Raw genomic sequence first — 22,996 nt, 5'->3', positions numbered from 1 at the left:
GCCCGAAGCACACGACACGGCGCCGCGAGCGGCAGCCCCTCAACCGCCCAGCAGGCGCTGCTCGGCCGCCTCCAGGGCACTGGGACCGCCGAGCAGCACGACCACGTCCCCGGCCTCGATCCGCGTCTCCACCCCGGGCGACAGTGCGCGGATCCCGCGCCTGCGCACCGCGGACACCGTCACCCCGCATTGGTCCAGGCGCATCTCGCCCAGCGCACGACCGACCACGGCCGCGCCCGGCGGCACGCTGACCGAGCGCAGGCGGGCCTCGCTCGCATCCACGCCGTCGCCGATGTCGCTGCTGCCCTGGAAGAAACCGCGCATCAGCGCATAGCGCTGGCTGCGGATGTCGCGGATGCGCCGCACCACGCGCTTCAGGGGCACACCGATCAGGGCCAGCGCATGCGAGGCGAGCATGATGCTGGCCTCGAAGGCTTCCGGCACCACCTCGGCGGCGCCGGCCTGGGCGAGCTTCTCCATGTCGGCCTCGTCGCTGGCGCGCACCACCACCGGCAGGTCGGGACGCAGCGCGTGGGCGTGGTGGATCACGCGCAGCGCCGCCTCCACCTCGCCGAAGGACACCACCAGCGCGCTGGCACGCATGATGCCCGCCGCCATCAGGGTCTCGCGCCGCGCGGCGTCGCCATAGACCACGGTGTCGCCGGCCGCACCGGCCTCGCGCACGCGCTCCGGGTCGAGGTCGAGGGCGACGTAGCTGACGTTCTCCTGCTCGAGGAAGCGCGCCATGTACTGGCCGCTGCGGCCGTAGCCGCAGACGATGATGTGCTTCTCGGTGTTCAGGGACTGCGCCGCAACCCGGGTCAGCTCCATCGAGCGCAGCAGCCATTCCGAGGCCACGAAGCGCATCACCAGGCGGTCGCTGACCTGCACGATCAGCGGCGCGAGCAGCATCGACAGCACGAGCGCCGCCACCGCGACCTGTGCGAGCCCGTGCGGCATCAGCCCCAGGCCGAGGATCTGCGACAGCAGCACGAAGCCGAACTCCCCGCCCGCGCACAGCCACAGCCCGGAGCGCATCGCGGTGCCGGGCGGCGAGCCGAACAGGCGCGAGGCGGTGAACACGATGGCGAACTTCAGCACCAGCAGCGCGAGCAGCAGGCCGAGCACGGCCGGCAGGTTGCGCACGATCTCCATGACGTCGAGCAGCATGCCGACGGTGACGAAGAACAGGCCGAGCAGCACGTCGCGGAAGGGCTTGATGTCCTCCTCGACCTGGTAGCGGTACTCGGTCTCCGAGATCAGCATACCGGCCAGGAAGGCGCCCAGCGCCAGCGACAGCCCGACCCGCTCCGACAGCCAGGCCAGCCCGAGGGTGATCAGCAACACGTTGAGCATGAAGAGTTCGGTCGAGCGCCGCCGTGCCACCAGCGTGAACCACCAGCGCATCAGGCGCTGGCCGAACACCAGCACCAGCAGGAGCAGCAGCACCGCCTTGAGCGCGGCCAGGCCGAGCGTGAACAGCAGTTCCTCCGCCGGGCGCGACAGCGCCGGCAGCAGGATCAGCAGCGGCACCACCGCGATGTCCTGGAACAGCAGCACGCCGATGACCTCGCGGCCGTGGCGGCTGTCGAGCTCCATGCGGTCGGCGAGGAGCTTGGAGAGGATGGCGGTGGAGGACATCGCCAGCGTGCCGCCGAGCGCGAACGCGGCGATCCAGCCCAGTCCGAGCAGGCGGCCGAGCACGGTGACGAGCGCGATGCTGGCCAGCACCTGCACCAGGCCGAGGCCGAACACGATGCGCTTCATCGCCAGCAGGCGCGCGAGCGAGAACTCGAGGCCGATGGAGAACATCAGGAACACGACGCCGAATTCGGCCAGATGGCGCGCCCCGGCGGACTCCTGCATCAGATTCAGCGCATGCGGCCCGCCGATCGCCCCGACCAGCAGGTAGCCCAGCACCGGCGGCAGATTCATGCTGCGGAACAGGGCGACCATGACGACCGCCGCCGCGAGCAGCAGGACCACGAATTCGAGCGTATTGAGCATGGTGGCGAGGGTCGGGCGCAGCGGGCGCGCCGGGCGGCGTCCCGGGTGTTTGTTATACAATCCGGCGATCAGATCGGGCGCGGGCCGCATCGCGTCTGCATCCGGCCGCCGGCTGCGCCGCCCTCCTTCCTGTGCCAGTGTAAAGCATCGATTCCATGGACCCAATTTCCGCTTCCGCCGACAGCCGCGCCGTCGCCCTCGCCCGCCGCGTGCTGCGCATCGAGGCCGAGGCCGTCGCCGCGCTCGCCGACCGCGTCGGCACCGAGTTCGAACGCGCGGTCGACATCATCCTCAAGCGCCATGGCCGCGTCATCGTGACCGGCATCGGCAAGTCCGGCCACATCGCGCGCAAGATCGCCGCCACGCTGGCGAGCACCGGCACGCCGGCCTACTTCGTGCATGCGGCCGAGGCCGCGCATGGCGACCTCGGCATGATCACCGCCGAGGACGTGGTGATCGCGCTGTCGAACTCCGGCTCGAGCGAGGAACTGCTGATGATCCTGCCGCTGGTCAAGCGCCAGGGCGCGCGCCTGATCGCGATGACCGGCAAAGCCGAGTCGCCGCTCGCGCGCGAGGCCGACGTGCATCTCGAGGCGGCGGTGGCCGAGGAAGCCTGCCCGCTCAACCTCGCCCCCACCGCCAGCACCACCGCCGCGCTCGCGCTCGGCGATGCGCTCGCGGTCGCGCTGCTCGACGCGCGCGGCTTCGCCGCCGAGGACTTCGCGCGCTCGCACCCGGGCGGCGCACTCGGCCGCCGCCTGCTGACCCACGTCGGCGACGTCATGCGCCCGGCGGATGCTGTGCCGCAGGTAGCCGCCGACGTCCCGCTCACCCAGGCCCTGCTGGCGATGACCGCCGGCGGCATGGGCATGACCGCGATCGTCGACAGCGCCGGCCTGCCGCAGGGCATCTTCACCGACGGCGACCTGCGCCGGGCGCTGGAAAAGGGCGTGGACGTGCGCACCGCCCGCGTCAGCGAGGTCATGAGCCGCAATCCGCGCAGCATCGGCCCCGGCGCGCTCGCGGTCGAGGCCGCCGAGGCCATGGAGCGCATGCGCATCAGCCAGTTGCTGGTCATCGACGAGGACGGCTGCCTCGCCGGCGCGCTCACCACCCACGACTTGATGCTGGCCAAGGTCATCTGAATGCTGATCGACACCTGGCGCCTCTACCCCATCCTCGCCCTGGCCGCGCTGGCCGGCGGCTCGGTGTGGCTCGAGCGCGTCACCCGTGCCGACGATCCGGTCGTGCAGGGCGAGCAGACCGGTCCGGACTTCATCGCCGAGGGTACGCGGGTGGTCGGCTTCGGCGCCGATGGCCGCCAGCGCTACGAACTGCTCGCCACGCGCCTCGAACACTTCCCTGCCGGCGACACCACCCGCCTGCACCAGCCGCGCCTGCACATGAAGGGCGCGGACAACGAGACCCTGATCACCGCGCGCCAGGCCGACGTCTCGCCGGGCGGCGAGCAGGTCGACCTCGCGGGCGAGGTCAAGGTGCGCCGTCCCGGCACCGCCGAGGCCCTGCCGCTCACCCTCGACTCCGAGACCCTCACCGTGTGGCCGGACGCGCACCGCGCGCAGACCGATTCGCCGGTCCTGCTCACCCGCGGCGAGGGCCGCGCCTCGGCGCAGGGCATGCGCGCCGACGACCTGTTCGGCACGCTCGAACTCATCGGCGAGGTCAGGACCCTGATGCCGCCCCGCCGCCAAGGATCGCCTTCATGAAACGCCTGCTTCTGACCACCGTCCTCGCCCTCGCCGGCGCCTTCCAGCCGGCGCTCGCCGAGAAGGCCGACCGCGACCAGCCGGTCGATATCGAGGCCGACCGCCTCACCGTCGACGACCGCAACAAGGTGCACATCTTCGAGGGCAGCGTGGTGCTGACCCAGGGCACGCTGGTGATCCGCGGCGACAAGCTGGTCGTGACCCAGGACGCCGCCGGTTTCCAGAACGGCGTCGCCACCGCGGCCGGCAAGGGGCTGGCCACCTTCCGTCAGCGCCGCGACGGCAGCACCGAATACGTCGAGGGCGAGGCCGAGCGCATCGAATACGACAGCCGCAGCGAGAAGGCCAGGCTCTTCAACCGCGCCAAGGTCACCAGCGGCGGCGACCAGGTCACCGGCCACTACATCGAATACGACGCCATCACCGAGAACTACCTCGCCACCAACGCCCCCGGCAGCAAGCCGGGCACCGCCCCCAGCCGGGTCCGCGCGGTGATCCAGCCGAAGTCGGACGGCGGGCAGTGAGCCCACCCACCCGCAACGAGTACGGAAGCAAACAAGGAGACTGCATGAGCTTCGAGATGATCATCGCCGAAAAGCGCGGCCGCGTCGGCCTCATCACCCTCAACCGCCCCAAGGCGCTCAACGCGCTCAACGACCAGGTGGTCAACGAGATCACCGCCGCGCTGAACGACTTCGAAGCCGACGAAGGCATCGGCGCCATCGTCATCACCGGCTCGGAGAAGGCCTTCGCCGCCGGCGCCGACATCGGCGCGATGGCGAGCTTCTCCTACATGGACGCCTACAAGTCCGAATACATCACCCGCAACTGGGAACGCGTGAAGACCTGCCGCAAGCCGGTGATCGCCGCGGTCGCCGGCTTCGCGCTCGGCGGCGGCTGCGAGCTGGCGATGATGTGCGACATCATCATCGCCGCCGACACCGCCAAGTTCGGCCAGCCCGAGATCAAGCTCGGCACCCTGCCCGGCGCCGGCGGCACCCAGCGCCTGCCGCGTGCTGTCGGCAAGGCCAAGGCCATGGACATGTGCCTGACCGCGCGCTTCATCGACGCCGCCGAGGCCGAGCGTGCCGGCCTGGTGTCGCGCGTGGTGCCGGCCGACAAGCTGGTCGAGGAAGCGATGACCGCCGCCGAGACCATCGCCGGTTTCTCGCTGCCGGTGGTCATGATGATCAAGGAGTCGGTCAACCGCGCCTTCGAGAGCAGCCTCAACGAGGGCCTGCTATTCGAGCGCCGCGTGTTCCACGCCGCCTTCGCGCTCAACGACCAGAAGGAAGGCATGGCCGCCTTCGTCGAGAAGCGCAAGCCTCAGTTCCGCCACGACTGAGGGCGGACGCTCTCCTTTGGATGGATGCGGCCGGCGCAATGCCGGCCGCGTTGCTGCACTGCGGTCATACTGCGGCAATCCTGGTCCCGCACACTGCCATCCGGCATGTGCCGCCGCATCGCAGCGACAGTACGCCCGGTCGCCGGCCAGGCGCGCTGCAAGCGCTCCTGGGGACGATAGAATCAGGTAATCGACCGATGCTTGTGCAATGCACAAAATTTGGCTTGACACCCCGATTCGGGTACGTATAATCCGCACCATGCTGCAACGCAACATCGCAGCTGCCCAAGCGATGTTGATGCAATCCACACTTTCGTCAAGGAGATTCACATGAGCAACTTCGTCACCCCCGAGCAGTTCGCCGCCGCCAACAAGGCCAACGTCGAAACCCTGCTGACCCTGGCCAACACCGCCTTCGCCAGCGCCGAGCGCCTGGCCGCCCTGAACCTGAACACCGCCCGTTCGCTGCTGGAAGACGGCGTGGCCAACACCAAGGCCCTGCTGGCTGCCAAGGACGTGCAGGAACTGGTGAGCCTGCAGGCTTCGCTGGCCCAGCCGATCGTCGAGAAGGCCGTCGCCTACGCCCGCAGCGTCTACGAGATCACCTCGCAGAGCCAGGAAGAAGTGTCGAAGGTCTTCGAAGGCCAGGTCGCCGAAATGAACAAGGGCGTGGCCTCCGCGCTCGACAAGGCTGCCAAGTCGGCTCCCGCCGGTTCGGACGTTGCCGTCGCCGCCGTCAAGTCGGCCATCGCCGCCGCCAACAGCGCCTACGACAGCATGAGCAAGGCTGCCAAGCAGGTCGCCGAGATCGCCGAAGCCAACGTGGCCGCCGCGACCAACGCCACCGTCAAGGCTGTCAGCACCGGCTCCAAGGCCGCTGCCAAGAAGGCTGCCTAAGCTTTCTCAGCCCGGCTGAACGAAAAAGCCCCGCACTGCGGGGCTTTTTTGCGTCCACCTTCCGCGCGCGCGCGGATGGCATGGGAGCGGGCTTGCCCGCGAAAGCAGCGCCCGTTTGGCTCGATGCTCGCGGGCGAGCCCGCTTCCACGGGACTCGCTCACGCAGCGCCGGGATCAAGGTCCGAGTCGTACTTGATGTAGCGGAAGCGCGCATCGTCGTTCGGCGTCCCCTCGAGCACTCCGCCCTCGCGCCCCGGCTGCCACTGCACCACCTCCTCGATCCTGCGCGCCAGCGCGAAGTCGCGCTCGGTCACGCCCTTGGCCGAATGGGTGCACAGCTTCACGATCACGAAGGCATAGGACACCGCCAGGTCGGGGTGATGCCAGGCCGCCTCCGCGAGGTGGCCGACGGTGTTCACCACCATCAGCGTGCCCTTCCAGCCGCCGGTCCGGTACTTGCGACGAATCCAGCCGTTCTCGTAGTACCAGTGCGGCAGCTCGCGCGCCAGCCGCGCGCGGATGTCATCCTCGGACAAGGGTGCCAGTTGCTCGCTCATCGCAGTCTCCTCGGGATGGGGAGTACTCAATGTAGCCGGCCCGCGCCGGGCGGTCCATGTGCGCGTGGGACGCCCCCGCGCCCGCACGCGCGCTCGTCCGCTCAGGCGCGCTCCTGGTCCTCGCCCGGGGAAGGCACGACCTCGTCGTCGGCCCCGCCCTCCTCCGCCACCCCAGCGGACTCGCCGGCGTAGTGATGCGGGAAGAGGCGACGCATCTCGGCCTCGATCCAGGCCTCGGCGCGCGCGTTGACCGCCTCCGCCTTCTCGCCCTTGACGGCGATCATCGGCCCGATGCTGACCACGATCTCGCCCGGACGCTTGATGAAGGCGTTGCGCCGCCAGAACTCGCCGGCGTTGTGCGCGACCGGCACCACCGGCACGCCGGCACGCTTGGCGAGGATGGCGCCGCCGGGCTTGTAGCGCCGGGTGGTCCCCGGCGCCACGCGCGTACCCTCGGGGAACACGACCACCCACAGCCCTTCCTTCAGCCGCGCACGCCCCTGCTCCACCACCTGCGACATCGCATCCTTGCCTGCCGAGCGGTCGATCGCGATGCCGGGAATGCTGGCCAGCCCCCAGCCGAAAAAGGGCACGCGCAGCAGTTCGCGCTTGAGCACGTAGCACAGCGGCGGCAGGATCTGCTGCAGCGCGATCGTCTCCCACGCCGACTGGTGCTTGGACAGCACGACCGCCGGCGTGGTCGGCAGGTTCTCGCGCCCGATCACGCGGTAGCGGATGCCCAGCACATGGCGGATGACCCACATCATGATCGGCACCCAGGTGGTGATCAGGCGGTGGCGGGTCATCGGCGGCGCCCAGAAGATCAGGATGCCGAACAGCGCGTAGGGAATCGTCACCAGCGCGAGGATGATGGCGAACAGGAAGGAGCGGATCAGATGCACGGAAGGGCTCGCTGGAGTTAAGGCTGAGGATGGGCGCTCAGGCCGTCAGCTCGGCCGCGATGGCGTCGAGGTCGGGATACACCAGGGTGGCGGGCGGCAGTTCGGGATTCTCCCGCGTCTGCTCGCCCTTGCCGGTGAGCACCAGGTAGGGCCTGGCGCCCGCCGCCACCGCCGCCTGCAGGTCGCGCAGGCTGTCGCCCACGACCGGCACCCCGTCCAGGTCGACGTTGAAGCGCTCGGCGATCTGCAGCAGCAGGCCCGGTTTGGGCTTGCGGCAGTCGCAGGTGGAATCGGCCGCGTGCGGGCAGAAGAAGATCGCATCCAGCCGCCCGCCGACCTGGGCCAGGGCCTTCACCATCCTGTCGTTGATCGCGTTCAGCGTGTCCATGCCGAACAGGCCGCGGCCCACGCCCGACTGGTTGGACGCCACCACCACCCGCCAGCCCCACTGGTTGAGGCGGGCGATCGCCTCCAGCGAGCCGGGGATGGGCTTCCATTCCTCCGGCGACTTGATGAACTGGTCGGAGTCCTGGTTGATGACGCCGTCGCGGTCGAGAATGATGAGCTTCATCGGCATGATCGTTCACCCCGGGTTATGGAACGGGCACCCGTTCATGGAACGGCGTGCCCTCGGCTCAGGCCGACAGGCGCGAGATGTCGGCCACCTGGTTCATCAGGCCTGCGAGCTGGGCCAGCAGCGCAATGCGGTTGGCGCGCGTCAGCGGCTCCTCGGCCATCACCATGACGTCCTCGAAGAACCGGTCCACCGCCGCGCGCAGGCCTGCGAGCGCGCACAGCGCGTCGGTGTAGTCCTCGTTGGCGACGTGCGAGCGCACCAGCGGCGCGACCTCGACCACCTGATGGAACAGCGCCTTCTCGGCCTCTTCCTGCAGCAGCGCGAGGTCGGGCTCACCCGGCGCACCCTCGGCCTTCTTCAGGATGTTGACGATGCGCTTGTTGGCGGCGGCCAGGGCCTCGGCCTCGGGCAGCGCGCGGAAGGCCTCGACCGCGGCGAGCTTGGCCGGCACCAGGTCGATGCGCGCGGGCTTCAGCGCCAGCACGGCGTCGATCACCGCGCCGTCGCGACCCGACTCGCGCAGCAGGTTCTTCAGGCGCTCGAACATGAAGTCCTGCAACTGCGCGGCAAAGCCCTCGGCGGTCAGCAGCCCGGGCTTGAAGCCGGCCGCTGCGGTGTCGATCAGCTTCGGCAGCTCGAGCGGCAGCGGCGCCTCGATCAGGATGCGCAGCACGCCGAGCGCGGCGCGGCGCAGCGCGAACGGGTCCTTGTCGCCGGTGGGCACCATGCCGATGCCGAAGAAGCCGACCAGCGCGTCGAGCTTGTCGGCGAGCGCCACCGCGGCGGCGACGTTGCCGGCGGGCAGCGCATCGCCGGCGAAGCGCGGCTGGTAGTGGGCCTGGATGGCGTCGGCCACCACCTCGCCTTCGCCGTCGGCAAGCGCGTAGTAGCGGCCCATGATGCCTTGCAGCTCGGGGAACTCGCCCACCATGTCGGTGACGAGGTCGGCCTTGGCCAGGCGCGCGGCGCGCTTCGCGGCGGCGACGTCGCCGTGCAGCTGCGCGGCGATCGCACCGGCCAGCGCCTCCAGACGCTCCACGCGCTCGAGCTGGCTGCCGAGCTTGTTGTGATAGACCACCGGCGCCAGGCGCGGCAGGCGCGCCGCGAGCTTCTGCTTCTTGTCCTGCTCGAAGAAGAAGCGCGCATCCGACAGGCGCGGGCGCACCACGCGCGCGTTGCCGGCGATGATGTTGCTCGGGTCGGCCACCTGCATGTTGGAGACGATCAGGAAGCGGTTGAGCAGCTTGCCCGCGCCGTCGAAGAGCGGGAAGTACTTCTGGTTGGCGCGCATGGTCAGGATCAGGCATTCCTGCGGCACGGCGAGGAATTCCGCCTCGAACTCGCCCACGTACACCGTCGGATGCTCGACCAGTGCGGCGACCTCGTCCAGCAGGTCGGCGTATTCGTCGAGCAGCGCGCCCTGCTTCGCCGCCTCGGCGAGCAGCTGGCGCTCGATGTCGGCGCGGCGCTCGGCGAAGCTGGGGATGACCTTGCCCTCGGCGAGCAGCGTCGGCTCGTAGGCGTCGGCGGTGGCGATGTCGATGTCGCCGCGGCTCATGAAGCGGTGGCCGCGCGTCGTGCGGCCGGCCTCGAGGTCGAGCACGCGACCCGGCACCACCTCGGCGCCGTGCAGGAAGGTGAGCTTGTGCACCGGACGCACGAAGGTGGCGTCGCCGTCGCCCCAGCGCATGACCTTGGGGATCGGCAGGGCCTTGATCGCGTCCTGCACGATGGACGCCAGCACGTCGGCGAGCCTGGCGCCCGGCACCGTGGCGGTGTGGAACAGCGCCTCGGCCTTGCCGTCCATGCGGCGCTCGAAACCGGCCAGAGTGGTGTCAACCGAGTCCGCCGGAATGCCCTTGGCTGCCATCTTCTTCAGCAGCGCCGGGGTCGGCTTGCCCTCGGCATCGAGCGCCACGGACACCGGCATCAGCTTCTCGGTGACTTCCTTGGCGGCGGCCTCCGAGGCCACCTGCGCCACCGTCACCGCCAGCCGGCGCGGACTGGCGAAGCTGCGAAAGGCGGCGTCGGCCGGTGCCAGGCCCTTGACCTTCAAGCCTTCGGCGATCTTCGTGGCGAAGGTCTCGCCCAGGCGCGGCAGGGCCTTGGGCGGCAGTTCTTCGGTGAGCAGTTCGACGAGCAGGGTCGCGGCGGTCATCACGCGGCCTCCTTGGTGGTGTTCAGCATCGGGAAGCCGAGGGCTTCGCGGGATTCGAAATAGGCCTGCGCGACGGCGCGCGACAGGTTGCGGATGCGGCCGATGTAGGCGGCGCGCTCGGTCACCGAGATGGCGCCGCGGGCGTCGAGCAGGTTGAAGGTGTGGGCGGCCTTCAACACCATCTCGTAGGCCGGCAGCGGCAGGCCGGCCTCCATCACGCGCTTGGCTTCCGACTCGTAGTTGGTGAACAGCGAGAACAGGAAGTCGACGTTGCTGTGCTCGAAGTTATAGGTCGATTGCTCGACCTCGTTCTGGTGATAGACGTCGCCGTAGGTGACCGCGCGGCCGTCGGGGCCGACCGACCACACCAGGTCATAGACGTTTTCCACGCCCTGCAGATACATCGCCAGGCGCTCGATGCCGTAGGTGATCTCGCCCAGCACCGGCTTGCAGTCGAGGCCGCCGACCTGCTGGAAGTAGGTGAACTGGGTGACCTCCATGCCGTCCAGCCACACCTCCCAGCCCAGGCCCCAGGCGCCGAGGGTGGGGTTCTCCCAGTCGTCCTCGACGAAGCGGATGTCGTGCACCATCGGGTCGATGCCGAGCGCGCGCAGGCTGTCGAGGTAGAGTTCCTGGATGTTCAGCGGCGAGGGCTTCAGCACCACCTGGAACTGGTAGTAGTGCTGCAGGCGGTTGGGGTTCTCGCCGTAGCGGCCGTCCTTGGGACGGCGCGAGGGCTGCACGTAGGCCGCGTTCCAGGGCTCGGGGCCGATCGCGCGCAGGAAGGTGTGGGTGTGGCTGGTGCCGGCGCCCACCTCGAGATCGTAGGGCTGCAGCAGCACGCAGCCGCGCTCGCCCCAGAAGTGCTGGAGGGTGAGGATGACTTGCTGGAAGGTCGGTTTCACGAGTCGGGATTCGGTGGTCATGGTCTCGGGCAGCCTCCGGGCTGCGCAGCGCACGCAAAAGCAGGGATTTTAACGGGCTTCGGGGTGCAAGGGGGCTGCAAGCGTGCCGCCCGGCACCGTCCCGCAGGAGCGAGTTGCTGTGTGAGCGGACTTGCCCGCGAACAGCCCGCGCTCAAGTGCCACTTTCGCGGGCAAGCCCGCTCACACGGACGCTGCGCAGGAAGACCGCCAGCGGAATCAGCAGCGCAAGGCCCAGCGCCAGCCGGTCGCCCCAGCGTGCATAAGGCGTCAGCCCCTGGTAGCCCTGGACCTCGACCCGCAGCACGCCGCGCTCGAACGCGGGCAGCACGCCTACGACGCGGCCATCCGGCTGCACCAGCGCGGTCATCCCGGTATTGGTCGAGCGCAGCATCGGGCGTCCGGTTTCCAGCGCACGCACGCGGGCGATCTGCAGGTGCTGGGGCTGGGCGAGCGAGTCGCCGTACCAGGCCAGGTTGGAGATGTTGAGCATCAGCGTGGCCGCGGGCAGCGCGCGGATGAGCTCGGCGCCGAACAGGTCCTCGTAGCAGATGTTGAGCGCCACGCGCTGGCCGTCGAGCTGCATCGGCGGCTGGTCGGGCGCGCCGCGGGTCTGGTCGGACATCGGAATCTGCGCCAGCTTGTAGAACCAGCCGAAGAGCGGCGGCGAATACTCGCCGAAGGGCACCAGGTGCCGCTTGGCATAGTGCTGCACCGGCGCCGTGCCGAGGCCGACCGCGGCGTTGTAGATGTGACCGGCCTGGTCGCGGCGGAACACGCCCATCACCAGATCACCGCCGGCCTCGCGCGCCAGCCGCGCCAGCCAGTCCACATAGCCTTCGGGCAGGCGGTCGAGCAGCGTGGGCAGCGTGGTTTCGGGCAGGACGACGATCGCCGGCGCCTGGGGCTGCAGGAAGGCCTCGCGGACGAGATCGAGGTTGGCCTGCAGGACGTCGGCGAAGCGCGCCGGATCCCACTTCAGGCTCTGCTCGAAGTTGGTCTGCACCAGGGCGACCGCGACCGGCGCGCCGGAGGGCGCGGTCCACGCCTTGCCGAGCAGGCCCGCGCCGCCGGTGACCAGTACCGCCACTACCAGTGCCGGCCGCCACGCCCGGCGTGGGCGCAGCCAGTCGGCAGGGCGCACGAAGGCGAACAGCGCGGCGACGAAGGCCACCAGGCCGCCGACGCCATACACCCCGATTACCGGCAGCAGGCCACCGAGCGGACTCGGCGGCGTCTGGGAGTAGCCGATGGCGAGCCAGGGGAAGCCGGTGAACACGACACCGCGCAGCCATTCGGTCAGCAGCCACAGGGCGCCGAAAAGCGCCGCGGCGCGCATCGCCGAACCGCCGCAGGCTCTTCTCAGGGCGACGAACACGGCCCCCGCAAGCCCCGGATAGAGCGCCAGATAGGCGCAGAACAGCGCGATCGCCAGCGCGGCGAGCGGGGCCGGCATGCCGCCGTAACGCTCGAGCGCGACGTACAGCCAGGACACGCCGCCGATGACGGCGCCGAAGCCCCAGGCGAAACCGAGCGCGAAGCCCTCGCGCCGGCGCGCCGCGCCGCCGAGCAGCCAGGCCAGCACGGCGAGGCCGACGAAGGCGAGCGGAAACAGCCCGAAGGGCGCGAACGCGAACACCGAGGCGCCGCCGGCGAGCAGCGCGAGCGACAGCCGGCGCAGCATCACTCGGCGACGGGCTCGGCAGGCCTGGGCAGGCGCTCGACCACCAGGGCATGCACCCGCCGGCTGTCGGCGCGCAGCACCTTGATCTTCAGCCCTTCGAGTTCCACCGCCTCGCCGCGCTTGGGCAGGCGGCCGAAGTGGCGGATGACGAGGCCGCCGACGGTGTCGCACTCCCCGTCGCTGAAATGGGTGGCGAAGGCTTCGTTGAAGTCCTCGATCTCGGTCGTGGCCTTCACCCGGTAGCGGCCGTTGCGGTCGAGGCGGATGTTGTCGCCGATCTCGTCGAAGTCGTACTCGTCCTCGATGTCGCCGACGATCTGCTCGAGGACGTCCTCGATCGTGACCAGGCCGGCGACGCCGCCGTACTCATCGACCACGATCGCCATGTGGTTGTGCGACACCCGGAACTCGCGCAGCAGCACGTTGAGGCGCTTGGACTCGGGCACGAACACCGCCGGGCGCAGCATCTCGCGCAGCTCGAACCGGCGCCCGCCGAAGTAGCGCAGCAAGTCCTTGGCGAGCAGGATGCCGGCCACGTCGTCCTTGCCGTCGCCGATGGCGGGAAAGCGCGAGTGCCCGGTGTCGATGGCGAAGGTGACGATCGCCTCGATCGCATCGTCCAGATGCACGCAGTCCATCTGCGCGCGCGGCACCATCACGTCGCGCACCTGCAGGTCGGACATCTGCAGGGCGCCTTCGATGATGCTGAGGGCGTCGGCGTCGATCAGGTTGCGATCGAAGGCGGAGTGCAGCAGCGCGAGGAGCTCTTCGCGATCTTCCGGTTCGCGCGAGAGAAAGGCCGAAAGTCGCTCGAGTAATGAAGGTTTAGGGGAACTGTCCATATGAGGATCGGGGTCTCCGCTTCAGACCAGGGGCGCGGGGCCGGCACTCAGGCGTAGGGATCGGCGTAACCGAGGCCGCGCAGGATGCCGGTCTCGAGCCCTTCCATCTCGGCCGCCTCGGCCTCGGTCTCATGATCATGGCCCTGCAGGTGCAGCATGCCATGCACGACCAGATGCGCGAAATGCGCCTCGGGCGTCTTGCCCTGCTCCGCCGCCTCGCGCATCACTACCGGCACGCACAGCACCAGGTCGCCGCTGAGCACCGCGGCGCCGTCCTCGGGCAGCCCGGGCAGATCCTCGCCTTCGTCATAGGCGAAGGTCAAGACGTTGGTGGCGTAGTCCTTGCCGCGATAGTCGCGGTTGAGCGCGCGCCCTTCCTCGGCGCCGACCAGGCGCACGGTGACCTCGGCGTCCTGCTGCAGCGCGGCCTGCACCCAGCGCCGGATGTGGTTCTTCTTCGGCGCGTTGGCCTTGTCCTCGCCCTCGACCGCCCGCTGCACCGCCAGTTTCAGCACCGGCGGATGCACGCCCTCCGGCAGCCCCGCCAGTTCGATCGGCTCGTCGTCGACGAAGGCCATGTCGTGATGCACATCGACGCGCACGGTCATCAGGTTGCAGGCGCCGGGCTGCAAGGACAGCATCGGCACCGCAGCCTCGTCGTCGGCATCGGCCTCGATCTCGAGGTCGCCCCAGGCGCGCTCGGGGAAGGCGAGCAGGAGCTTGCGGCCATCGCCGAAGTCGATCTCGAGACGCTCGGCCTTGAGCCGGGTCGCCTTGCCGTCGGCATCGATGGCGACGAACTTCGGCTGCTTCACGGTCGCGGTCGCTGCGGGCCTGGCCGCCGCCGGTTTATTCCCCATCTTCGGCATCCTGTGCGTCCTTGTCCTTCGTGTCCTTTTCCTGCTGGTGCTGGGCGCGGGCCGCAGCCTTGGCGCGTTCCACGCGTGCCGCCTCGAGGTCGTAAGCTTCGACGATGCGCGCGACAAGCGGATGACGCACCACGTCTTCCTTGCTGAATTCAGTAAAGGCGATCCCGCGCACGTCCGCCAGCACCGCGCGCGCCTCCTTGAGGCCGCTGCGCTGGCCGCGCGCCAGGTCGACCTGGGTGAGGTCGCCGGTGACCACCGCCTTGGCACCGAAGCCGATCCGGGTCAGGAACATCTTCATCTGCTCGGGCGTGGTGTTCTGCGCCTCGTCGAGGATGATGAAGGCATTGTTGAGCGTGCGCCCGCGCATGAAGGCGAGCGGTGCGATCTCGATCAGGCTGCGCTCGAAGAGCTTGCCGACGCGATCGAAGCCCATGAGGTCGTAGAGCGCGTCGTACAGCGGACGCAGGTAGGGGTCGACCTTCTGCGCCAGGTCGCCGGGCAGGAAACCCAGGCGCTCGCCGGCCTCGACCGCAGGGCGGGTGAGGATGATGCGCTCGACCAGGTCGCGCTCGAAGGCATCGACCGCGCTCGCCACCGCGAGGTAGGTCTTGCCGGTGCCGGCCGGGCCGATGCCGAAGGTGATGTCGAATTCCTGGATGTTGCGCAGGTATTCGACCTGGCGCGGCGTGCGCCCGTGCAGCTCGGTGCGCCGGGTCATCAGCACCGGCGCCGGCTGCAGCGGGTCGCCGCCGCTGCCGCGGCTGCCGATCTCGATCAGGCCGAGTTGCACGTCGTCGAGCGACAGGTCCTTGTCGGCGCGCTCGTAGAAGTGCTTGAGCGCCATCTCGCCGCGCAGCACCTGGCTGGGATGGCCGGTGAGCGTGAATTGCTCGCCACGGCGGCTGACGGTGATGTCGAAGGCGTTCTCGATCTGGCGCAGGTTCTCGTCGAGCACACCGCACAGCCGGGACAGCCGGGGGTTGTCCACCGGCTCGAAGAAGACTTCCAGGGTTCGTGCCATTCAGGATTCCCGGGTGATGATCTCGCCGCGCAGGCTGTGCGGCAGCGCGGCGGTGATGCGCACGTCGACGAACTGGCCGATCAGGCGGTCGCGCACCGGCGAATCGGAGGGGAAGTTGACCACGCGGTTGTTGTCGCTGCGGCCCATCATCTCGACCTCGGCGTTCTTCTTCGCCGCGCCCTCGACCAGGATGCGCTGCACCGTGCCGACCATGGCCTCGCTGTTGGCCTGGTACTGCGCGTCGATGCGCTTCTGCAGGCGGGCGAGCCAGGCGAGCTTGGTTTCCTGCGCCACCGGGTCTTCCAGGTCGGCCGCCGGGGTGCCGGGGCGCGCGCTGTAGACGAAGCTGAAGGAGCCATCGAAGCCGATGTCCTCGATCAGCTTCATGGTCTTCTCGAAATCCTCCTCGGTCTCGCCGGGGAAGCCGACGATGAAATCCGAGGTCAGCGCCAGGTCCGGCCGCGCCGCGCGCAGCTTGCGCACCACCGACTTGAACTCCAGCACCGAGTAGCCGCGCTTCATCGCCGCCAGCACGCGGTCCGAGCCCGATTGCACCGGCAGGTGGAGCTGCGACACCAGCTTGGGGATCTTCGCGTAGCAGTCGATCAGGCGCTGCGTCATCTCGCGCGGATGCGATGTGGTGTAACGGATGCGCTCGATGCCGGGGATCTCGGCCACGCACTCGAGCAGGAAGGCGAAGTCGCCCTGCTCGCCGTCCTCGCGTACCAGTTCGCCGCGCCAGGCATTGACGTTCTGCCCGAGCAGGGTCACTTCCTTGACGCCCTGCGCCGCCAGGCCGGCGATCTCGGCGAGCACGTCCTCGAGCGGGCGCGACACCTCGTCGCCGCGGGTATAGGGCACGACGCAGAAGGTGCAGTACTTCGAGCAGCCTTCCATGATCGACACGAAGGCACTTGCGCCCTCGACGCGCGCCGGCGGCATGGCGTCGAACTTCTCGATCTCGGGGAAGGAGATGTCCACCTGCGAGCGCCCGCTCTGCTTGCGCGCCTCGATCAGCTTGGGCAGGCGGTGCAGGGTCTGGGGGCCGAACACCACGTCCACATAGGGCGCGCGCTTGACGATGGCCTCGCCCTCCTGGCTGGCCACGCAGCCGCCCACGCCGATGATCAGGTCAGGCTTGGCCTGCTTCAGCAGGCGCACCCGGCCGAGATCGTGGAACACCCGCTCCTGCGCCTTCTCGCGCACCGAGCAGGTATTGAAGAGGATCACGTCGGCCTCTTCCGGATTGTCGGTCTTGACCAGTTCTTCGTGGGCACCGAGCACGTCCGCCATCTTGTCGGAGTCGTACTCGTTCATCTGGCACCCGAAGGTGCGGATGTAGAGTTTTTTCATCTTGAAAGGTAAATCAGGCTGAGCCTTGCGGCAGCGGGTCGGGCAGGCATCGCGGCAGCGGTCAGCGCTTGGGCATCGGCGCCGCCGCCTCTTCCGGGGTGAGGATCCACACCCGATGCACCTGGCCGCTGTTGTCGAGCAGCATGCGCACCGTGTATTCGCCGCGGATGTGCGAGGGCAGCACGATGCGATTGGCGGTGTCGCGGATCTGCGCGCCGGGACTCAACAGCAGCGCCGCGCCCTTGACCTCGACCGCACCCGGCCGCGAAAAGGACGCCTTCGCCTTCACCGCGTCGTCGGGAATCGGCCGCGACGGAGCCGCGATCGCCAGGGACGACGCCAGGCCGAGCATGCCGGCCACCAGAACGGAAAGAGAATGCGGGCGCAAGAGCGAGCCGGACAGATCCGGAACGGTAGGGAACAGGCGACGGATGATCACCGATCGCCCCGCGCATGTCAATGCAAAAGCCTTATAAATCAAGACTTCCGAACCCTGGACGAAGGCCGGGGCTGCGGCGGCGTCATAGCCGCGACCCGATGCGCCCCCTCGACAAATCCGCACCGAAACTATTGACGCACATGGAACGAACCCGCTATATTCGCGAGCTCGGTTGGTGATGTAGCTCAGACGGTTAGAGCGATGGATTCATAACCCATAGGTCGGCGGTTCGATTCCGCCCATCACCACCAACAAATTCAAGGGGCTGCAGCGATGCAGCCCCTTTCTCGTTGACGCCCGGCCGGCATGCGGGTGCAACGCGCGCTGCTCAGGCCCGCCCGCCGACACAATCCACCCGACCGCGTCTTCCTCCACGCACACCCCGGCCGCAACACGGCATGATTCGCTCATGCCCACCGCGCCGCCTCCCCCCGCCCCGACTCTCCTGCCCGCCGACGTGCCGCGCAGCATCGGCAGGCAGGGTTTTCTGCGCCTGGCGGGGGCGTACTGGAACTGCGCGCGGAAGTGGCAGGTGCGCGTGGCAGTGCTGTTGCTGGTGGTTCTGACGGTGGCGCAGGTCGCACTGGCGATCTGGGTCAGCTACTGGAACCGCGACCTCTTCGATGCCCTCGAGGCGCGCTCGCTGACCGAACTGCTGCGCCTGACCGCGGTGTTCGCGCTGATCTTCGCGCTGACCATGGGGGTGACCGCGCTCCACCTGCACGTCAAACGCTGGATCCAGCTCGACTGGCGGCGCTGGCTGACGGCACTGCTGCTCGACCACTGGCTGGCGCGCGGCCATCTGTACCGGCTGCAGCTCGCCGCCGGCGACCACGACAACCCCGACGGCCGCATCGCCGAGGACATCCGCATCGCCACCGAGGTGGCGGTGGCGCTCGCGCATTCGCTGCTGTTCTCGCTGCTGATCCTCGGCAGCTTCGTCGACATCCTGCTCAGCGTGTCGGGCAGCGCACCGCTACCGGGTACCTCGATCGCCGTGCCCGGCTACCTGGTGGTGGCCGCCTTCCTGTATGCGGGCATCGGCAGCGCGCTCGGCCTGCTGCTCGGGCGTCCGCTGATCCGCAGCACCAACCGCCTGCAGACGGTGGAGGCCAACCTGCGCTTCGGCCTGGCGCAGGCACGCGAACACGCCGAGCCGATCACCCTGCTGCGCGGCGAGCCGCGCGCGCGCAGCGAGGCGAGCCGGCTGTTCGACGACGTCGGCCAGGGCTGGAACCGGCAGACCCTGGCCTATCTCGGCATCGTGTCGTTCTCGACCGGCTACGGCACGCTGCTGCCGGTGTTCCCGATCCTGATCGCGGCGCCGCAGTACATCGCCGGGGCGATGAGCCTCGGCCTGCTGATGCAGGCGGCGCAGGCCTTCCAGCGCCTGACCTCGGCCCTGTCGTGGCCGATCGACAACCTCGGTGAGCTGGCGCGCTGGCGGGCCTCGGCCGACCGCATCACCAGCCTCCACGCGGACATGCTGGCGCTGGAGCGGGTGGAGGCCGAGCGCGGCACCGACCGCCCCCTCCTGACGCCCACGATCTCCACGCACCCGGACTTCGAACTGCGCGGTCTCGCCCTGACGACCCCGGGCGGCGAGCCGCTGCTCGAGCACCTCGACCTGCGCGTTCGCCGCGGCGAGCGCATCCTGATCTGCGGCGATCCGGCGGTGACCGTGAGCCTGTTCAAGGCCGTGGCCGGGCTGTGGCCGTGGGGAAGCGGCGAGATCCTGCTGCCGCCCGGTCGCGAGCCGATGTTCGTGCCCCAGCACCCCTTCCTGCCGGCCGGCAGCCTGCGCGCGGTGCTGAGCTACCCGCAGCCGCCCGAACGCTACTCGACCGCCGCCCTGCATCGCGCGCTGGAATGCACCGGCCTCGCCTGGCTCGCCCCGCGCCTGGACGAACATGAGGACTGGAGCCGCGAACTGCCGATGCGCACGCAGCAGCGCCTCGGTCTGGCCCGCGTCTTCCTGCAGCAGCCGGCGTGGATCTTCATGCAGGAAGCGACCGACGCCTTCACGCCCAAGGAGGAGGTCGACACCCTGGAGCTGCTCCGCCACGAACTGCCCGCCGCGACACTGCTCAACATCAGCCGCCGCGGCCGCCAGAACCACTTCTACGACCGCCGGCTGGTGCTCGAGCGCCGGCACGAATCGCGCGACGCATCCGGCACCGCCGCGGACACCTCAGCCGAAGCGTGAGGGCAGCCAGCCGCGTTCCACGCATTCGCGCAGGCACCAGGCCGGCGTGGTCTCGGTCTTGTAGCTCCAGAAGAACCAGCCCGCCAGGCGCTCGAAGGTGATCAGCTGGCTGTCGCCGTAGGCGCGGCTGGCCACGTCCTGCTGGAAGGCGTCCATGTGCTCGAGGGCGTGGTTGAACGGCCCCTCCGCCCACAGCGACACCACCTTCAGGTCCAGCCCCAGGCTCCACTCACCGCAGATCGCCGGCAGGCCGAGCTCGGCGTTGATCGCGTCGGCCTCCTCGCGCCAGTCCACCGCCGCCTTGCGGATGTGGCCGTGGATGTCCATGTCGATGTCGCCGCGCTCGAAGCACTGGTAGCGGTGATAGTCGAACACCACGTTGCGGAAGGCCGGCGCCTGCATGAAGCCGAGGTATTCGCGGAAGCTGCGGAAGCCGTCGTGGAACACCACCGCCACCTTCTCCGCCGGGCAGTGCCTGCGGATGCGGGCGTAGGCGTCGAGGTAATAGGACTTCAGGTAGTCGGTGGGGACGTCCCAGCGCGGCTCGTTGAGCAGCTCGATGCCGTGCAGCGCCGGATGCGACCGGTAGCGCGCCGCCAGGCGTTCGAGCACGTCGAGGGCATGGTCACGATACTCGCGCTTCGTGTGCCATTCGACCACGTCCTTGATGCCGCCGTTGTCGAAGCCGTTCTGGCAGCCGGGCGCGGCATGCAGGTCGATGATGACCCGCAGGCCGAATTCCTGCGCCCAGTCGAGCGCGCGGTCGAGCACCTCGATGCCACCGGTGACGAAGGGATGGCGATTGGCGCCGTACTTCGGGTGGTAGGGGTAGTCGGGACCGAAGATCCAGTGCCCCACCGGGATGCGGACCGCGTTGAGACCGCGCTCGGCAATCCACGCGAAGTCCTCGCGGGTGACGAAACTGTTCCAGTGCCGGCGCAGGCGCTCGGTGGCGGCCGGGCCGAGTTCAGCGCACCAGGTGGTCTCGTCGCTGGCCGCCAGGCCCTCGAACAGGCTGGGCACCATCCATTTTTCCAGCAGCAGCCAGCTGCCGAGGTTCACCCCGCGCAGCTTGGTACGGGTCGTTTCCATCCGGCGTCTCCCGTGCCCGGATCGGGCGCCATGCACAGGCTTCATTCTCGCAGCCAAACCCGCCCCGCACCGTGACAAAGCTCGCGCCCTCCTGCCATGGCAGAATCGCCCCCCTTCCCCGTTTCGAACCGACCCCATGCGCACCGTCGAACACCTCGTCACCCACCTGATCGTCCACGCCCTCGTCCGCGAGCCCGGCGTCCCCGCGCGCCTGATGCTGCGCGACGCGCCCTGCGCGCTCGACGCCGCGGCGCTGCACCTGGTCGAGCGCCTGTGCCGCCAGTACGAGAGCCGCGGCGCCAAGGGCTTCGGCCGCTTCGAGGACGACGAGGAGAGCTTCCCGCTCGCGCGCTGGCTGCGCGAGCACCTGGTAGACGAGACCCTCGACTTCACCGCCCTGTCGCGCCAGCTCGCCGAGCGCGTGCAGGCGATCGCCGACGAGGAGGAGCTCGAGGACGGCGGCCACCTGGTGCTCGCACGCATCCGCGAGGGCGAGGGCGACAGCCTGTGGGTGGCCCTGCTCGGCAGCGCGGAGGGCGTCACCATCGGCGGCGACCTGGCGCCGCTGGCCTGCACCCATATGGACTTCTCCGCGCTGCATGCCGCCGGACGCGTGGACCTCGCCGGCTGGCGGCGCGGCGACGAGCGCTATCTGGGCTTCCTGCGCGGCCGCGGCAAGGGCGGCGCCTGGTTCAAGCGCGTGCTCGGCTGCAGCGACGTGATGGTGGCGCTGCAGGAGACCAAGAAGCTGGTCGCCACCCTCGACCGCTTCGTCGATACGGAACAGCTCGCCCCCGCTACCCGCGACGCCGTGCTCGAGCGCGCCCACGACTACCTCGACACCCTCGGCGAGGCCGGCGCCCCGGTGGTGTTCGAGGAACTCGCGCGCGAGGTCTTCCCCGAGCGCCCGGAGCGCCTCGACGCCCTGCTGCGCGCCGAGGAGACGAAGATCGCCCCCGGCTTCGTTCCCAACCGCCGCGCCATCCGCCCGCTGGTGCGCTTCAGCGCCAGCGGCGAGAACTGGAAGCTCGAGTTCGAGCGCAGCGGGCTGCATTCGGGGGCGGTGCACTACGACCGCGCCACCGACACCCTGGTGCTGTCGGGCGTGCCGGATTACCTCAAGCGCATGCTCGAGGAGGACGGAGCGCCCTGAACCCGCACCGTTTCGCGACTGCCGTCCCCTGCTACGGCAGAAGCGCCGCGAGCCCCCCGCCGAGCGCGCCACTCGCGGCCACCACCAGCCACGGCGGCCATTTCCAGAACATCAGTGCGACCAGCGCCAGCAGCCCGAGCGCAAAATCCTGCGGGCGATGGATCGCGCTCGTCCACACCGGCTGATAGAGCGCCGCCAGCAGCAGGCCGACGACCGCCGCATTGACCCCGGCGAGCGCCGCCTGGGTACGCAGACTGGCGCGCAGCCGCACCCAGAACGGCAGCGCCCCCGCCACCAGCAGGAAGGACGGCGCGAACACGGCCAGCAGGCAGACGATGCCCCCCGCCCAGCCGCCGTAACCGCCCTGCGCCACCGCGCCGAGGAAGGCGGCGAAGGTGAACAGCGGCCCCGGCACCGCCTGCACCGCGCCGTAGCCGGCGAGGAAGGCCTCGTTGTCGACCCAGCCCGGCGGCACCACCTCGGCCTGCAGCAGCGGCAGCACCACGTGGCCGCCGCCGAACACCAGCGCGCCGGCACGATAGAAGGCGTCGATGCGCGCCAGCCAGCCCTCCGGCTGCAGCGCGGCCAGCAGCGGCAGGCCGGCGAGCAGCACGAAGAACGCCGTCAGCCAGATCCAGCCGGCACGCGTGCCCACCGCCACCGGCAGCGCCTCGTGGGCCACGCCCGCCTGCGGGCGGAACAGCGCCAGGCCGGCGAGTCCGGCGACGAGAATCACCCCGACCTGGGCCCACGCCGTCGGCAGCGCCAGCACCGCACATGCCGCCAGCGCCATGATCGTGACCCGCGCGCGGTCGGCGCACAGCTTCTGCGCCATGCCCCACACCGCCTGCGCCACCACCGCCACCGCCACCACCTTCAGCCCTTGCAGCACGCCGGCCGGCAGCGCGTCGCCATGGCGCGCGAGGCCGAGCGCGAACAGGATCAGCGCGATCGCCGACGGCAGCGTGAAACCCGCCCACGCGGCGAAGGCCCCGGCGTAGCCGGCGCGCTGCAGGCCCAGCGCCATGCCGACCTGGCTGCTTGCCGGGCCGGGCAGGAACTGGCACAGCGCGACCAGATCCGCATAGGCACGCTCGCCCAGCCAGCGCCGGCGGGCGACGAACTCGGCGTGGAAATAGCCCAGGTGCGCCACCGGCCCGCCGAAGGACGTCAGCCCCAGGCGCAGGAAGATCAGGAACACCGCCCACGGGCTGCGCCCGGTTTCGTTCGCTTCGGTCATGTCT

Annotated in this window: 21 protein-coding genes and 1 tRNA gene; 8 read left to right on the top strand and 14 right to left on the bottom strand. The window is 69.6% G+C overall.

The window, feature by feature from the left end; genetic code table 11:
- Positions 1 to 39 precede the first annotated feature (39 nt).
- Positions 40 to 2,007: a monovalent cation:proton antiporter family protein gene (locus CKCBHOJB_RS03045; RefSeq protein WP_281051600.1), complete on the bottom strand. Its 1,968-nt coding sequence runs from the start codon at positions 2,005 to 2,007 to the stop codon at positions 40 to 42.
- A 155-nt stretch (positions 2,008 to 2,162) separates the two neighbouring features.
- Between CKCBHOJB_RS03045 and CKCBHOJB_RS03040 the strand changes: the two genes are divergently transcribed.
- The 5 genes from CKCBHOJB_RS03040 (at position 2,163) to CKCBHOJB_RS03020 (ending at position 5,976) form a co-directional block, all read left to right on the top strand.
- Positions 2,163 to 3,152, top strand: coding sequence for a KpsF/GutQ family sugar-phosphate isomerase (locus CKCBHOJB_RS03040; protein WP_281050561.1), 990 nt, complete (start codon positions 2,163 to 2,165; stop codon positions 3,150 to 3,152).
- The gene (lptC, locus tag CKCBHOJB_RS03035) at positions 3,153 to 3,734 is read left to right on the top strand and encodes an LPS export ABC transporter periplasmic protein LptC (protein WP_281050560.1); all 582 of its coding nucleotides are present in this window, start codon (positions 3,153 to 3,155) and stop codon (positions 3,732 to 3,734) included.
- Positions 3,731 to 4,258: a lipopolysaccharide transport periplasmic protein LptA gene (gene lptA / locus CKCBHOJB_RS03030; RefSeq protein ID WP_281050559.1), complete on the top strand. Its 528-nt coding sequence runs from the start codon at positions 3,731 to 3,733 to the stop codon at positions 4,256 to 4,258. The genes lptC and lptA overlap by 4 nt, the downstream gene beginning before the upstream one ends.
- A gap of 44 nt (positions 4,259 to 4,302) precedes the next feature.
- Positions 4,303 to 5,079, top strand: coding sequence for an enoyl-CoA hydratase (locus tag CKCBHOJB_RS03025; RefSeq protein WP_281050558.1), 777 nt, complete (start codon positions 4,303 to 4,305; stop codon positions 5,077 to 5,079).
- Between the two features lie 330 nt (positions 5,080 to 5,409).
- A complete protein-coding gene (locus CKCBHOJB_RS03020) occupies positions 5,410 to 5,976 on the top strand; it encodes a phasin family protein (protein WP_281050557.1) in 567 nt (188 codons plus the stop codon).
- Between the two features lie 158 nt (positions 5,977 to 6,134).
- Here CKCBHOJB_RS03020 and CKCBHOJB_RS03015 read toward each other — a convergent pair whose 3' ends face one another.
- From CKCBHOJB_RS03015 to CKCBHOJB_RS02965, 11 genes are all read right to left on the bottom strand, one after another.
- A complete protein-coding gene (locus CKCBHOJB_RS03015; protein WP_281050556.1) occupies positions 6,135 to 6,533 on the bottom strand; it encodes a 4a-hydroxytetrahydrobiopterin dehydratase in 399 nt (132 codons plus the stop codon).
- Between the two features lie 101 nt (positions 6,534 to 6,634).
- Positions 6,635 to 7,435 (bottom strand): lysophospholipid acyltransferase family protein, encoded by an 801-nt coding sequence (locus tag CKCBHOJB_RS03010; protein ID WP_281050555.1) that lies wholly within the window; start codon positions 7,433 to 7,435, stop codon positions 6,635 to 6,637.
- Between the two features lie 37 nt (positions 7,436 to 7,472).
- A complete protein-coding gene (gmhB, locus tag CKCBHOJB_RS03005; RefSeq protein ID WP_281050554.1) occupies positions 7,473 to 8,006 on the bottom strand; it encodes a D-glycero-beta-D-manno-heptose 1,7-bisphosphate 7-phosphatase in 534 nt (177 codons plus the stop codon).
- 64 nt (positions 8,007 to 8,070) lie between these two features.
- Complete coding sequence (glyS, locus tag CKCBHOJB_RS03000) at positions 8,071 to 10,170, bottom strand: glycine--tRNA ligase subunit beta (protein ID WP_281050553.1); 2,100 nt, start codon at positions 10,168 to 10,170, stop codon at positions 8,071 to 8,073.
- Complete coding sequence (glyQ, locus tag CKCBHOJB_RS02995) at positions 10,170 to 11,096, bottom strand: glycine--tRNA ligase subunit alpha (RefSeq protein WP_281050552.1); 927 nt, start codon at positions 11,094 to 11,096, stop codon at positions 10,170 to 10,172. Before glyQ ends, glyS begins: the two co-directional genes overlap by 1 nt.
- Positions 11,097 to 11,247: 151 nt before the next feature.
- Positions 11,248 to 12,777 (bottom strand): apolipoprotein N-acyltransferase, encoded by a 1,530-nt coding sequence (lnt, locus tag CKCBHOJB_RS02990; protein WP_281051599.1) that lies wholly within the window; start codon positions 12,775 to 12,777, stop codon positions 11,248 to 11,250.
- Positions 12,777 to 13,619 (bottom strand): transporter associated domain-containing protein, encoded by an 843-nt coding sequence (locus tag CKCBHOJB_RS02985; protein WP_281050551.1) that lies wholly within the window; start codon positions 13,617 to 13,619, stop codon positions 12,777 to 12,779. Before CKCBHOJB_RS02985 ends, lnt begins: the two co-directional genes overlap by 1 nt.
- A 47-nt stretch (positions 13,620 to 13,666) precedes the next feature.
- On the bottom strand, positions 13,667 to 14,479 hold the full coding sequence (gene ybeY, locus CKCBHOJB_RS02980; RefSeq protein ID WP_281050550.1) for an rRNA maturation RNase YbeY: 813 nt from the start codon (positions 14,477 to 14,479) through the stop codon (positions 13,667 to 13,669).
- Positions 14,469 to 15,509 (bottom strand): PhoH family protein, encoded by a 1,041-nt coding sequence (locus CKCBHOJB_RS02975; RefSeq protein WP_281050549.1) that lies wholly within the window; start codon positions 15,507 to 15,509, stop codon positions 14,469 to 14,471. Before CKCBHOJB_RS02975 ends, ybeY begins: the two co-directional genes overlap by 11 nt.
- Positions 15,510 to 16,862: a tRNA (N6-isopentenyl adenosine(37)-C2)-methylthiotransferase MiaB gene (miaB, locus tag CKCBHOJB_RS02970; protein WP_281050548.1), complete on the bottom strand. Its 1,353-nt coding sequence runs from the start codon at positions 16,860 to 16,862 to the stop codon at positions 15,510 to 15,512.
- A 61-nt stretch (positions 16,863 to 16,923) separates the two neighbouring features.
- Entirely contained in the window at positions 16,924 to 17,250 is a 327-nt protein-coding gene (locus CKCBHOJB_RS02965) for a hypothetical protein (RefSeq protein ID WP_281050546.1), read from the bottom strand.
- Between the two features lie 225 nt (positions 17,251 to 17,475).
- On the opposite strand from CKCBHOJB_RS02965, the gene CKCBHOJB_RS02960 reads away from it, so the two are divergent.
- Together CKCBHOJB_RS02960 and CKCBHOJB_RS02955 are read left to right on the top strand one after the other, a co-directional pair.
- A tRNA-Met gene (locus tag CKCBHOJB_RS02960) sits at positions 17,476 to 17,552 on the top strand.
- A gap of 158 nt (positions 17,553 to 17,710) precedes the next feature.
- Positions 17,711 to 19,507, top strand: a complete 1,797-nt coding sequence (locus tag CKCBHOJB_RS02955) for an ABC transporter ATP-binding protein/permease (RefSeq protein WP_281050545.1) — start codon at positions 17,711 to 17,713, stop codon at positions 19,505 to 19,507.
- Here the strand turns inward: CKCBHOJB_RS02955 and CKCBHOJB_RS02950 are convergent.
- Positions 19,493 to 20,599, bottom strand: coding sequence for a glycoside hydrolase family 5 protein (locus tag CKCBHOJB_RS02950; RefSeq protein WP_281050543.1), 1,107 nt, complete (start codon positions 20,597 to 20,599; stop codon positions 19,493 to 19,495). The two genes, CKCBHOJB_RS02955 and CKCBHOJB_RS02950, sit on opposite strands and share 15 nt — an antisense overlap.
- Before the next feature lie 136 nt (positions 20,600 to 20,735).
- Here CKCBHOJB_RS02950 and CKCBHOJB_RS02945 point away from each other — a divergent pair, with 136 nt between their 5' ends.
- Positions 20,736 to 21,752 carry a nucleoid-associated protein gene (locus CKCBHOJB_RS02945; protein WP_281050542.1) on the top strand — a complete coding sequence of 339 codons (1,017 nt, stop codon included), beginning with the start codon at positions 20,736 to 20,738 and terminating at the stop codon, positions 21,750 to 21,752.
- Between the two features lie 31 nt (positions 21,753 to 21,783).
- Here CKCBHOJB_RS02945 and chrA read toward each other — a convergent pair whose 3' ends face one another.
- On the bottom strand, positions 21,784 to 22,992 hold the full coding sequence (gene chrA / locus CKCBHOJB_RS02940) for a chromate efflux transporter (RefSeq protein ID WP_281050541.1): 1,209 nt from the start codon (positions 22,990 to 22,992) through the stop codon (positions 21,784 to 21,786).
- Positions 22,993 to 22,996: the final 4 nt, after the last annotated feature.

Source organism: Thauera sp. GDN1, from assembly GCF_029223545.1.
In the GTDB taxonomy this organism is placed as follows: Bacteria; Pseudomonadota; Gammaproteobacteria; order Burkholderiales; family Rhodocyclaceae; genus Thauera.
The sequence above is the reverse complement of the archived record's forward strand: the minus strand, read 5'-3'. Positions and strand labels throughout refer to the sequence as shown.